Consider the following 13,544-nt stretch of genomic DNA (forward strand, 5'->3'; position numbering starts at 1 on the left):
TATTTGTAACTGAGTAAGGATTATAGATAAATTAATAGAGGTATGAAAAAAAGAAATACGGTTTTTATAATGTTTCTAATTTCGTTCATGGTTGGAAAACATGTTTTTGGACAAAATGATAGACCCAATATCATATTCCTTCTTTCCGATGATCAGACCAGTGTAGCCACAGGTTGCTACGGTAATGATCAGGTAAAAACCCCGAATATGGATAAGTTGGCCAAAGATGGTGTTCTATTCCTGAACCATTATAATACTACTTCCATCTGTATGGCAAGCAGGGCCAATATTCTAACAGGTATGTATGAGTACAAGACCGGTTGTAATTTTATGCATGGCGATTTGGCCGTAGATAAATTTGAAAACACCTATCCAGTATTACTCCAAAAGGAAGGGTATTTTACAGGTTTCGCGGGTAAAGTGGGTTTTGTTCTTGATGAGACAAAAACAGAAAAAATAGAAGATGGACTTCCAGTAGGTTATTTTGACGAATGGGGTGGAGGCCCTGGGCAGACACTTTATGAGACGGCCAAGAATCCAACTATAGCCCAGTACGCAAAAAAGTATCCACATAGCACGCGAGCGTATGGCGCTTGGGCGGGAGACTTTATAAAGGAAGCCAAAGCTTCGGGAAAACCGTTCTGTATGTCCATAAGTTTTAAGGCACCTCATTTACCTTTTACTCCAGACCCTTTCTTTGATGACGTATATGCTGGGCAGACGTATAAAAAACCCGAAAATTATGGTGATGCAAATGCCAAACATTTAGCGCCACAGGCAAAATCAGGTAGGCAGTATAATTCATATAATTTCTGGCGAGAATCCGAAGACAGCTATCAAGAGGCGATCAGAAAATATAATCAGCTGATTCACGGTGTGGATTATGCTATCGGTATGATTCGTAAGTCGCTGGAAGAACAAGGTGTGGATAAAAATACCATTATCATATTCACCAGTGATAATGGGTATAGTTGTGGTGCACATAACCTTGGCGGGAAAGTACTTCCTTATGAGGAAGCTTCACGATCACCTCTCATTATTTATGACCCAAGAGTACCAAAGAATAAACAAGGGGTAAAACGAAAGACCGTAACGGCCAATATAGATATGGCTCCTACCATTTTAGCCTATGCCGGTGTTCAGGTGCCGGATAATATGGATGGTGAAAATTTGGTGCCGTTGGCACAAAAGGAAGCGGGTATACAGAGAGAGCATATTGCATTGACCAATATGTGGGGCAATGATGAAATTCAGACGCTAAGCGTGGTTACAAAAGACTTCAAATACATCTATTGGCAATATACGGATGAGCGTATGCAACCCACTGAAGAATTGTTCCATATATCCAAAGATAAACTAGAAATGCACAACCTGGCGCAGGATAAGACGTACAAAACGGAGCTGGATAAAATGCGTAAGCTGTATGATGAGCGATACATGAGTTTGGTAAAAGACGGAATGCAGACCAATGATTACGCAAAATATGCGGTTCTGTTTGACCGAAAAGCACCGGAAAGCTTAAAGAAAAAATACCGTAAACTCAATTACGGTCAGCTTCTGGAGCAAGAGGCCAAAAACAGAAAAAATAAGAACATTCATAAAAATTAAAAAATGAAAATACTAAAGAAGGTATCGTACAAATGGGTACTTGGCTTTTGCTTTTTAAGTACTATGGTAACGGCACAGAGTGATGATAAGCCAAATGTGATTATTATTTTAACCGATGACCAGGGTTATGGAGATGTTGCTGCCCATGGTAACAAGGTTATAAAAACACCTTCAATGGATAAAATGTATCACGAGGGTGTTCATTTTACTAATTTTCATAGTGGTACTACTTGTGCGCCTAGCCGTTCTGGCCTGCTTACGGGAGCGGATGGTAATCGTGCCGGGGTATGGCATACCATTGGAGGAGGTAATTTCCTTCGGGAGAAATTCATGTTAATGCCGCAGGTTTTCGAGGATAATGGCTATGCTACGGGAATGTACGGAAAATGGCATTTGGGAGACGCTTTTCCTTACCGTCCAGAGGATAGAGGATTTCAAGAAACTGTAGTCCATGGTGGTGGAGGTGTAGGCCAAACCCCGGATTATTGGCAGAATGATTATTTTGATGATACGTACTGGAGAAATGGTACTCCTGAAAAATTTGAAGGGTATTGTACAGATGTCTTTTTCTCCGAAGCTATGGATTTTATAGAACAAAAAAAAGATAACCCTTTCTTTGTTTATATATCGTTGAATGCACCTCATGGCCCTTTAAATGTACCCCAAGAGTATTATGAGATGTACAAAACGGAAACTTCTATAAACGAAGGTCAAAAGGCATATTACGGAATGATTACCAATATTGATGATAATATGGCCCTTCTGGATAAAAAGCTGGATGAACTAGGTTTAAAGGACAATACAATTTTAATTTTTATGACCGATAACGGGACTTCTACCGGACATAGAGAAGCAAATGGTAAAGTTGAAGGTTTTAATGCAGGCATGAGGGGACACAAGGGGTCACAATATGAAGGCGGACATAGAGTGCCGTTCTTTATGCGTTGGAAGGATGGTAAACTAACCGGTGGTCGCTCAATTGATCAGCTGGCCATGAATTTTGATGTATTGCCCACATTAATAGATTTATGTGACTTGGGAAAAGTACCCAACCTTGGCTATGATGGTAAAAGCTGGGCACCTATATTGGAAAATGAAATAAAAACCGCCCCGCATCGGTATTGCGTTGTAGACAATAATAGGTTACAGCAACCTGTAAAATGGCGTATGAGTGCTGTTATGGATGACGAATGGAGGCTTATAGACGGTAAAGAACTGTACAATATTAAAAAAGACCCAAGCCAAGAAAATGATATTGCATTAAAGCACACGGAAAAGGTTAAAGAAATGAGGAATGCCTATGAGGAATGGTGGGCATATACATCGCGTGATTTTTCGCACTATGAAGCGTATAAAGTGGGTGAACCGGGCATAGCCGAAACCACTATTACCGTTCATGATCTACATAGCTCCGAGCCTATAGCATGGAGTCAAGTATATATTCGTGATCCTAAATCAGGAAAGCAACCCGCTTTTGGAAAGGGCTTCTATATGATAGATGTACAGCAAGATGGATATTATGAAGTTGAATTGAGAAGATGGCCAAAAGAATCCAAACTCAGTTTTGATGCTACAATGCCCGAATTGGGCAAGCGTGAAAAATGGTATGTTACCAAGCCTGAAGGAGTTTTGATTCCTATTAAACAAGCAAGTATAGATATTGATGCATTGCATTTGGATATGCCGGTAAATATGAAAGCGGATAATGCAACTTTTAAAGCCTACTTGGTAAAAGGTCGTAAGCGATTGTATGCGGATTTCATTGGAGAGGATGATGTTAGATTTGGAGCTTTCTATGTCTATCTAAGAAAGGTTGATGCATCACCCAAATTAGAGCGAACGAGATAAATCATATGATGTTGATTGTTATTGAAGAGAAGGAGCAACCGGTAAAACGGATTGTTCCTTTTTTTTTAGTTTCAATTGAGTAAGAAGACTTATAGTTTGTACAAAAAAACCGGAGAGCCTTATGGCTCTCCGGTTACAAACTAACTCAACAAACAACTTTTCTAAGGTATAAGGGCCTTAGTACCCTGCATTTTGAACCATTGAAGGAGCTTTTTCAACCTCGGACTGTGGAATGGGCAGATAGTACTGTCTATCAAACCATGGTCTTTCTACTACGGTGTATTCTTCATTGGTTAAATTACCGTCTGCGGCTTTTAATTTTAATTAATATCCTTCATTTTGAATAAGTGCCTCAGTTCTATTTATTTCTGATTGCGGTATTGGTAAGTAGTACTGTTTTTTATCAAATGGTCTTGTTTCAATTGTAAATTCTTCAAAAGAAGTATTTTCATCAAGATCTTTTGTCCAGCGCATACCTTTTACGTCAAAACCAAGATTATCTTCATTTAACCAACGTCTTTCATCAAAGAAGTTATGACCTTCAAAGGCAAGCTCTACCCGTCGCTCTCTTTTTATTGCCTCTAATAGTTCTGGACCACTAGCTGTAATAGCTGGCTGCAAGGCTCTTTCTGAAACCCTACTTACATATCTTCTTGCCGTCTCTTCATCACCAGATCTAAATGAAGCCTCTGCATAATTTAGATAAATTTCTGCAAGTCGATAGATGATATAGGGTCTTCCTGGGGTAGCTTGTTTTACATCTGCACCCAATGCCTCATTTTGAAATTTACGTATTGCATACCCAGTTGTAGAACCGTGTCTAAAGTTCCCTAAGGTTTGTTGGTCTTGTGAAAAAGAATCTAAACCATCTGCGACAACCGTGTTATCTAAAGAAATAGAGTAATCAATAGGTCTTCCTCTAAAAATAGCCCCTTGGTAATTGATATTGGCGTAGAAACGCATTTCGCGATTCTCGTAAGGGTTTGCTGCATCATAGGAAGGACTATCTGTAGTATTACCGTCGTCCATATTATAAATTAAGGTGTGGTTATGCAATGGCGTAGAAAGACTCCATCCATCAAAACCTCTAGGCGATTGCGCATTGTCAGGTTGCGTGGTTACATCGGTACCGAAGCCTAAAACAGTTCCCCCAAAAGGTCTTGCGAACAAGATATCTTGATTTGCTGATAAAAATAGTTCTTGATAAGCCTTAGCATCTGGAGTACTTATCAAATCTCGGTCCCCTACTAAATCAATCACCGCTTTAGCAGCATCCGCTGCATCTTGCCATTTGTTGGCCTTGTCATAGGTGTACAATTCCAAATTAGATGTTTGCGGAGCCATAGACGGATCATGCAAATCACTTGCAGCATATAACAAAGTTCTAGATTTCAAGGCCAACGCAGCCAATCTTGTGGCTCTACCAAATTCACCACTTTCTCTAGTTAGCGGTAAAAGTGGGGCGATTTCATCTATTTCACTAACTATAAAATCTACCACCTCTTGATAACTATTACGTGGAATATTAAAGTCATCATCTAGCGTTGTAGCCGAGGTTAATAATGGTACGCCCCCAAAAAACTTTAATAGTTTTGAATACTGATTAGCCCGTAGAAAACGCATCTCTGCCTTTAAGGCCTCTATTTCATCAGGATTATTTATTTGAGCCTCGCTACCTTCAACCAATTCTAAAAACACATTGGCTTGTCTAACATAGGTATAAAGGTCTTGCCATTTTTGACCTAACTGTCCTACATTTTGAGAAGACCAACCCCTAAGAACTCCAAAGATGTCCAAGGCTTGTGTTGCTGCGTTGAAATTCATTCTAGCTTCAAGAGATGCTATTTCCACATTCATGTAACGTGCCCAAAATTGGGTGCCAGCCCCAAATGATTCCGTACTGTTATAAGTAGTAAGTAATAACAGTTCAACTTGTTCTGGTGTACTCAATACCAAATCACTGGCAAAAGAGTCCCTTACATCTATATCCAAGCTTTCTTCACAACTGCTAAAGGTCATAAAGAACGCCATCAGCATTGTAATGCTTATTTTTTTTATTGCTTTATTATTTCTCATAATTATTTTTTTAGAAACTAAAATTAACACCCAAAGTATATGTTTTTAGGGGAGTATATTGTGCTCCTCTAAAATTGTTATACCCTGTAGCTTCAGGGTCAAGGCCCAAGTCCCAGATATCTGAGAAGAAAGTGGCTAAGTTAAACCCTCTGGCAAACAGGCGAACATCAGCAAATTTGATAACATCGCTTTTTAAAGTGTACGAAAGTTCCACTTCTTTAAGGCGCACAAAAGAGGCGTCAAAATAGTAAATGTCAGCAAAACCATCAGTTCCGTCTATTTGCCCTCCACTAATAGCATCTCCTTGCGCAAACGCTCTTGGGTAGATAGAGTTTGTGTTGTTTGGCGTCCATCTTTCATTGAATACAAATTCTGGTTTTGCTCCTGATTGATCAAAGAATACCAATGTTTCTGCTTCAGCTTGTCCTTGGAACAAGAAATTGAAACCAAAAGATTTGTAATTGAAGCCCCCATATATACCGTATTGTACTTGTGGGATGTTCGAAGTTGATGTTCTGATAAAATCATTTCCATCAACAACACCGTCATCATTTACGTCTACGTAAATTGGTTCTCCCGGTACAGTACCTTCCCTTTTAATAGCAGTAGCATCAACCTGGGCTTGGTCTTTAAAGATTCCATTGGTCGGGAAAACATTATTATATGAGTCTATTGGTTTACCAGCTTGCTTTTGGGAATCTAGGATATTTTCACCCTCAGGTAATGAAACTACTTCGTTACGAGCATTTGTGAAATTGACTCCTAAATTATAAGAGAAGTTATCGTTTACTTGGTCATTCCAAGCCAATTCAAATTCGTAACCCCAGCTTCTGGTCTCACCTATGTTTTCAGCCGGAATTTGACTATTCTGTAATCCTATAAACCCAGGAATAGCCCCTGATCTATTTACTAAAATATCTGATCTATCTTGTTCGTAGTAGTTGAGGTCACCTGATAATTTATTATCGAACAATGAAAAGTTTAAACCAATGTTCCATAGCTGCGCAGTCTCCCAAGTAACATCGGGGTTTGCTAGCCTAGCAAGATTATAGGTGTTGGAAAAAATTTCACCACCTTCTCCCAATACATAATAATTTGGAAATCTTGTGCCTAATGGATTATTTGTGTTATCTGTATTTGTTCCAAGATCAAACAAGGAAAGAAATTGGTTGGCACCAATACGATCGTTGCCCATTTTTGACAAAGAAGCCCTAAGTTTTAAACCATCGATCCAAGCTACATTATCTAAAAAACTCTCTTTATCTATTGCCCATGAGGCCGCAGCACTTGGAAATGTTCCATAACGATTGCCTTCACCAAATCTACTGGATCCATCATATCGCATTGTAAAGTCAATGAAATATTTTTTCTTAAAATCATACGATAACGATCCAAAGAAATCCTGTCTTTTAAACTCAGAGCTAGTTCCGCCCGAAGACTGTCTATCATCATTATTACCTTGAAATAATTCTCCTCTTCTGGCATCGGGAAATCCACCAACTTTAGTTGCAAAGAAATCATTTGAAGCATTATTTAGCCTTTCCATTCCCACAAAGGTGCTTACGGAGTGGTCGCCAAACGTGTTATCGTAATGTAAACGTGCATTATAGATTTGTTCATCAAATTTATCAAATCTCTCGGTCAAGATACGTTCTGTTCCTTGCTGATTAGATCCAATTCTTGGCTCAAAAGTTCCATCATCAGATTGTGCATAAAATGTCCAAGGAGAATACCAAGTCTTTCTATTGTTCTCTATTTTTCTAAATCCTGTAAACCCTTTTATACTTAAACCTTTTATCACCTTTCCAAGGTTCCAATCTACTGTGAAACGACCTGTTATGGTATTTGTAAAGATATTATCAAACCCAGAGGCATTGCTAGAGGTTAAAATAGGATTGCCTTCATCACCCCCTCGTGCAGGAAGACCATTGGGATATCTTGCAATTTCATTTGGCGGCAAGGCAAAAATTAATTTATAAATACCATTGGCGCTAACACCTGGAGCAGTCCTTTTACCAAAACGTGTAGCTAAATCCACTCCTAATTTAAAGCTATCTGTTAGATCTACATCAATATTAGAACGAAGTTGGTATTGCTTAAAACCTAAAGCACCTGATTTATATAAACCTTTTTGGTCTATAAAATCACCACTTACGAAGTACTTTGCTTTTTCGGCGCCTCCAGAAACAGAAAGAGATGTTCTAGATTCAGGAGAAGTCTTTGCCAATACCTCATCGGCCCAATCAGTATTTGGAAAACCAGCAATATCCTGAGATGTAAATACAGGATCAGCATCAGCACCATTAACTCTTGCATTTATTTCATTCTCGTAGGTTGCAAACTGGTTTACATTCATCAATTCTGGCCGTTTGGTAAAAGATGAAACGTTGTAAGCATGAGAGAAATTGATTTTCGGTTTGCCGGATTTACCTCTTTTTGTAGTTACCAAAATTACCCCGTTGGCTGCTCTAGAACCATAAATTGCAGCAGCACCGTCTTTAAGTACGGTAAGTGATGCAATATCTTGTGGTGCCAATTGAGAGAATGAACCTGAGGGAACACCGTCTATAAGAATTAAAGGACTGTTGTTTCCAAGGGTAGATTTACCTCTAATCAAAATTGTTGTAGCATCATCATCTGTATTACCACCCCCGCCATTACCTGCACCTGGTACACCACCACGGTCACTAATGATTAACCCAGAAGCCCTACCAGCTAAAGATTTAGCTACATCTTTACTTGAAGATTGCTCAATTGCTTTGTTATCAATAGTACTTACCGATCCAGTTACTTCTCCTTTTTTCTTGGTTGAATACCCCAATACAACCACCTCTTCAAGTTTGGCCGCATCTTCTTCTAATGTAACGTTAATTTCAGTTTGGCTACCTACTTGCATTTCTTTTGAAGAATACCCTATATATGAGTATACAAGGGTAGCTTCCTCATCTACTTCAATACTATAATTACCGTCAAAATCTGTAGAAGTACCTTTAGTACTTCCTTTAATTAGGATAGTTACACCAGCCAATGGCCCCATTGCATCAGAAACAGTACCGGTTACGGTACGTTGAACGGGATTGGTGGTGAGGTCGTTTTCTAAGGTCGATTCCGCAAATGTTGAAGATGCGTGTGATTCAATCGGAATCGTTACAGCTAAGATTATCACGAACTTAAGAACGAATAATCTTTTGATGGAGCTGCCTGGGCAACCCGCATCAGTGAACCATTTAATTTTCATAAATTTGAATTAGTTAGAGTTAAACATGCCCCAGGGTCAATGGGGTATTACTTTACTTCATGCCTAGCATGAAATTCGAAAAGAGAGTGTTTAGCGAACTCTCCTTTTTTTGGTCAGTTATATCGCGTTATTTTAGTTTTTTGTTAGGGTCATATTTGTTGGGTTGGTATATGAAATTGATAATATTCATTTAGTTTTTACAAAAGAACCATAAAAAGGAGGGGGGATATTTGCGAAATTTAACTGGCTATTGCACTATTTTACCATTTTTAAGGTTTTGTTGGCAAAAATGCGCAAAAATTGAGTTTGTAGTCAAGAAAGTCCCAATTGTGGGAAAAAACTCATCAGAATGATTATCAGTTGAATCTTAAAAAGAAGAACTCTTAATTTTAGAAAATATAAAGAGTCACATAGAGCAAGGCTATGTTACATAGGGGGTGTCATCTATATATCTGTTCAAATGTAGCTAACAGTATTACTTGCGGCAAAAAGTAATACTCAATAGGTCTTAATGGGATAGAAAAATAAAGTTTTTAGGGCAGGTCTAAAATGAAGAGGTTTTATTTTAGACTTAAAAACACAGATTCTAATTGTTCTGTCTTAATGGGTTTTACAAAATAGTCCAGTATAGAGTTTATGCGTTGGGCTCTATCAATGTCTACGGGGTCTAAGGAGGAAGATATCATGTATATGTTGATTTTCTTCTTTAACTGATTTTCAATTTTTGAATATTCTTTTAAAAACTGAAAACCGTCCATAACCGGCATATCTATATCCAAAAATATAACATCGGGCAGTTCCGAGTTTGTATCAAGGTTTTCCTGTATAAACGACAAAGCCATTTCCCCATCTTCAAAAGCCAGTGTGCTTACGGACAAGTGCATGGTCTCCATTTTTTTAACCACTGTATAGCGGTAAATGTAATCGTCATCTATAATACAGATTTTAGGTGCATTTTTCATTCTGTCAATTAAAATTTATAGTAAAAGTAGTACCCTGATCTACTTTGCTGGTTGCATAAATAGTACCGCCCATAGCCTCTATTTGAGATTTGGTTAAAAATAAACCAACACCTTTGGCATCTGGATGCCTATGGAAAACTTTATTTAGGCCAAATAATTTATGTCCATGCTGTTCCAAGTCAATGCCTAGGCCATTATCTTTAAATTTCAGCATTATTTTACCATCTTGGCACATTGATTCTATTTCTATTTCTGGTTTTCGTTTTTCAGACCTATACTTAATAGCATTACTGATCAGGTTTAAAAAAATACTTTCTAAATAGATTCTGTGATATTCAATCTTAGGACATTTTGTGAAATTGGATGTAATGGTAATACCCGATTTTAGAATTTGACCGGCCAAAACATCTTTAGTTATATTCAGCATGTCTTCAAATAAAATATCTTGAATATCTTCACTAGAAGGTTCGCTTTTTGTTTTTAACGCTTCAACAAGTGTATTTAGTGTTAAAGTGAGGTGATTTATTACTGTTTCAAATTTTTCAAATAAACTTGAACGTAGGGTTTCACTATCCGTGGTTTTATAGATATCTAAAAGTGAATTAAGGTTACTTACTGGCGAGCGTAAGTTGTGTGAAGTAATATGGGTGAAATCTGCAAGTTGTTTGTTTTGCTCCGTTAATTTTTTTGCAAACCCCTCAAGGTTCTCTTTTGCTTTAATGAGCTTCCTTTCCGCTGCTTTTTGCTTGGTAATGTCCCGTATGGCCAAAGACACTAAAATTCCATCCTCCCACTGTAATGGAGCCATATTTATCTGAATAGGTATTTTTTTACCCGTTTTGTGTATCGCAAAAAGCTCTTCTATGATACCAACTTGTCTTGTGTTATTATTTACCGAAAATTTAGCTGCTTTAACAGATGCAAGAATACACGGTATTAAAGGTTCTACGGAAGCGTTTACCAATTCTTTAGATGAATATTGAAATAAGCTTTCGGTTTGTTTATTAACGAGTTGAATGGAGCCCTCCTCATCTATTATTATCATGGCATCCGGTGCGGACTCTAACAGGCCTTTAAATTTCTTTTCGGCCATTTTAAGTTCGGTTACATCTTGAGTTGTACCAATAATCTCTAAAATTTCATCTTTTTCATTAGTTATAACCTTACCCATTACATGAATGGTTTTAATTTTTCCAGAAGGGGTAATAATTCTATGTGAGAAACTCTTGAACAATTTTGTTTTCAATGTTTCTTCCATATGATCAAAAATCATTTGCCTATCATCAGGATGTATGAGACTTTCAAATTCTTTTTGATCAAAATCTGAGATATCTTTATCGCTTTCAAAAATTCTATGTAAACTTTTGGACCAATACCCTTTGTTCGTAATAAAATTACGCCGCCAGTGTCCCATTAAGGTCATTTGCTCAGCAAAATTGAGCAACTGATTTTTGGCGAGAAGTTCGTTTTGATATTTTTTTAAATCGGATATGTCTGTTGAAACTACAATAAAGCCAGTATTTTTTCCCTTATCATTTTTAACTGAGGATACTGTGCATTGAACGGGTACTACATGACCATCTTTACGGATATACCTCCACTCCCTGGTATCGTTTACGTTTTCATGCTCTAAATCTTTATAATGGCTGAATTCATCAGGGTTCTTTTTGTAAATAACGGCAAGATCTTTTCTAAATGCGATCACCTCTTCTGGAAACAGAAAATGAGTTGGCTCTCTTTTGCCTTTCATTTCTTCTTCCGTATAGCCTAGAAGTTTTTCGGCTCCTTTATTAAAATGATTTATAATACCGTTACTGTCTGTTGAAAATATAGAAATAGATTCCGAGTTGTAAATAGCTCTCAATTGTGCATGGGCAATGTTCAGCTGTAGTTTTGAGAATTTTACGTCACTTATATCCTGAACCAGGCCAATGACATTAATGATTTTTCCATCTATGATTTCGGGTTTACCTATGACCCGTACCCAACGAAGGTTGTTTTTAGCAGTAATTAATTCAAAATCAAAGTCAAATGGTATACCGTTTTCAATAACATCGTTAACTTTGGCTCTTAGGATAGGGCGGCTTTTTTTCTCTTCAAAAAAGCTGATAGCCTCTTCTAAAACAGGTTGGTACCCCGGTAAAACTTCATGTATTTCTCTGGTTATTCTACTCCAGAAAACTTTTTTTGTGGCTATACTAATTTCCCAAGTCCCTATTTTTGCAACCTCTTTTGTTTGCGTAAAAATATCTAGTGTCCTAGCTACTTTTAATTCACTCTCTTTATTGGGAGTAATATCAATAGTATGAATAAAGAGACCTCCTACTTGGTTTTTTGATTCATACCAAGGGTGTATATCCCAATACAGCCATTGTACGGTACCATCTTTTCGTGTAAATGGTGTTTCATCGTATATGTTAATGGCATTTTTTAGACACTGTTGGTACAAGTCTTTAGAATCCTCGCTCAAATGTGGGAAAATATCAAAGTAACACCTACCTATAATTTCAATTCCCTCTAGTTTATATTCTTTGATCCAGCAATTGGAGACGGCAAGGAAACGCATGTTCTTGTCCAACATCGCAATAGCAGTGGGTGCTTGTTCAACAAAAATTTCGTGGTAGGGTATATTTTTTTTTGATTTTTTGGTTGCTTGTTTCAAACTTGGTCAGTTTATAAGAATATACTTTCAATATAAGAATTATTTACTGATGTTTTGAAGGGTTTTATATTTTTTTAACTAAACGGATGTAGGAGCTGAAATAAATGTCCTGTAAGGAGGTATTGGTACTGTAATGTGAAGTAAAGTGAGTGCTATTTTAAACTTATTTCATTTTATAGCTTTCTTTATAGGCAGTGGGCGTACAGTTGGTTGCAGCTTTAAATTGTCTGTTAAAGTTAGACAATGTTCTAAACCCGCTTTGGTAACATGCTTGTGAGGCGTTCATTTTCTTATCAATAAGTAGCTTGCATGCGTGTCCGATACGAATTTCGCTTACAAATTCCGAAAATGTTTTATTGGCATGGGTCTTAAAATACCTGCTAAAAGATGATGTGGTCATGTTGGTTAGTCCGGCCATCTCCGTTATTGGAATTTTACGGGTAAAATGTTTCATTACATGGGCATAAACCATGTTCATACGCTCTGTATCACCTTCTCTTAGAGTATTGGTATATCCAGAACTTGCCAAAACTTTTAAATCTTCGGTTTTGGAAAAAAGGTTTAAAATTTGGAGTAATCCTAAAACGGCATCAAAACCTTGTAAATTGGGTAGTTCCTTTAGTTTCTTTCCAACTATGGTCGCAGTTTTTCCAATCACATCAAAACCACGTAAACTCTTTTTAAAGAGATGTCTTAGTCTAATGTACTCTTCTTTTTGCAATAAGGATTCGCCTATAAAATCGTAATCAAAATAAACCACAATACCTTCGGCTCTTTTTCCGGGGTCTTCCGTATCACTTTTCCACAGGTGGGGAAGGTTTGGTCCTGTAAATGTTATATCACCCACATAGAATTGTTTTACATGATCTCCAATAAAGCGGGTGCCTTGCCCTTTTAAGACCATAAATAATTGGTATTCTGGGTGAAAATGCCAATTAGGGTCAAAAATAGGTTGGTTAAGTTGTTGTACCACAAAAGCATGTGTTTTAGGTATTGGAGATTTTTTAAGGGCAGTTTTCATAAAACGTATTTATGATGTTATAGATACTAATTTATCACTAAAATGTGATAAATATACATATGATGACATAATACAGTCGGCATCTGACAATAGACAGTCTACCATATCTTCATTTATTTCATAAAATTG

7 protein-coding genes and 1 pseudogene are annotated in these 13,544 nt (G+C 37.4%); 2 read left to right on the plus strand and 6 right to left on the minus strand.

Annotated features, from left to right (window positions below; genetic code table 11):
• The first annotated feature begins 42 nt into the window (after nt 1-42).
• Together Q4597_RS10180 and Q4597_RS10185 are read left to right on the plus strand one after the other, a co-directional pair.
• A complete protein-coding gene (locus tag Q4597_RS10180; protein ID WP_303406123.1) occupies nt 43-1,608 on the plus strand; it encodes a sulfatase in 1,566 nt (521 codons plus the stop codon).
• 3 nt (nt 1,609-1,611) lie between these two features.
• Complete coding sequence (locus tag Q4597_RS10185) at nt 1,612-3,456, plus strand: arylsulfatase (protein WP_303406124.1); 1,845 nt, start codon at nt 1,612-1,614, stop codon at nt 3,454-3,456.
• A gap of 177 nt (nt 3,457-3,633) precedes the next feature.
• On the opposite strand, the pseudogene Q4597_RS19745 reads toward Q4597_RS10185, so the two are convergent.
• The 6 genes and pseudogenes from Q4597_RS19745 to Q4597_RS10210 form a co-directional block, all read right to left on the minus strand.
• Nucleotides 3,634-3,729, minus strand: a pseudogene (locus Q4597_RS19745) (RagB/SusD family nutrient uptake outer membrane protein); the annotation flags it as partial.
• A 51-nt stretch (nt 3,730-3,780) separates the two neighbouring features.
• A complete protein-coding gene (locus tag Q4597_RS10190) occupies nt 3,781-5,532 on the minus strand; it encodes a RagB/SusD family nutrient uptake outer membrane protein (RefSeq protein WP_303406125.1) in 1,752 nt (583 codons plus the stop codon).
• Between the two features lie 10 nt (nt 5,533-5,542).
• Entirely contained in the window at nt 5,543-8,770 is a 3,228-nt protein-coding gene (locus Q4597_RS10195) for a TonB-dependent receptor (RefSeq protein ID WP_303406126.1), read from the minus strand.
• A gap of 560 nt (nt 8,771-9,330) precedes the next feature.
• Nucleotides 9,331-9,732: a two-component system response regulator gene (locus Q4597_RS10200; RefSeq protein WP_215439666.1), complete on the minus strand. Its 402-nt coding sequence runs from the start codon at nt 9,730-9,732 to the stop codon at nt 9,331-9,333.
• A gap of 4 nt (nt 9,733-9,736) precedes the next feature.
• On the minus strand, nt 9,737-12,394 hold the full coding sequence (locus Q4597_RS10205; protein WP_303406127.1) for a PAS domain S-box protein: 2,658 nt from the start codon (nt 12,392-12,394) through the stop codon (nt 9,737-9,739).
• Between the two features lie 163 nt (nt 12,395-12,557).
• Nucleotides 12,558-13,415, minus strand: a complete 858-nt coding sequence (locus Q4597_RS10210) for an AraC family transcriptional regulator (RefSeq protein WP_303406128.1) — start codon at nt 13,413-13,415, stop codon at nt 12,558-12,560.
• Nucleotides 13,416-13,544 lie beyond the last annotated feature (129 nt).

The sequence above is a fragment of the Zobellia sp. 1_MG-2023 genome (assembly GCF_030549125.1).
GTDB classification, from domain to species: domain Bacteria; phylum Bacteroidota; class Bacteroidia; order Flavobacteriales; family Flavobacteriaceae; genus Zobellia; species Zobellia russellii.

Bases quoted from the DNA above. Each gene is read 5' to 3' on its own strand.
- Q4597_RS10180 (WP_303406123.1), top strand. From the start codon at position 43: ATGAAAAAAAGAAATACGGTTTTTATAATGTTTCTAATTTCGTTCATG.
- Q4597_RS10185 (WP_303406124.1), top strand. From the start codon at position 1,612: ATGAAAATACTAAAGAAGGTATCGTACAAATGGGTACTTGGCTTTTGC.
- Q4597_RS10190 (WP_303406125.1), bottom strand. From the start codon at position 5,532: ATGAGAAATAATAAAGCAATAAAAAAAATAAGCATTACAATGCTGATG.
- Q4597_RS10195 (WP_303406126.1), bottom strand. From the start codon at position 8,770: ATGAAAATTAAATGGTTCACTGATGCGGGTTGCCCAGGCAGCTCCATC.
- Q4597_RS10200 (WP_215439666.1), bottom strand. From the start codon at position 9,732: ATGAAAAATGCACCTAAAATCTGTATTATAGATGACGATTACATTTAC.
- Q4597_RS10210 (WP_303406128.1), bottom strand. From the start codon at position 13,415: ATGAAAACTGCCCTTAAAAAATCTCCAATACCTAAAACACATGCTTTT.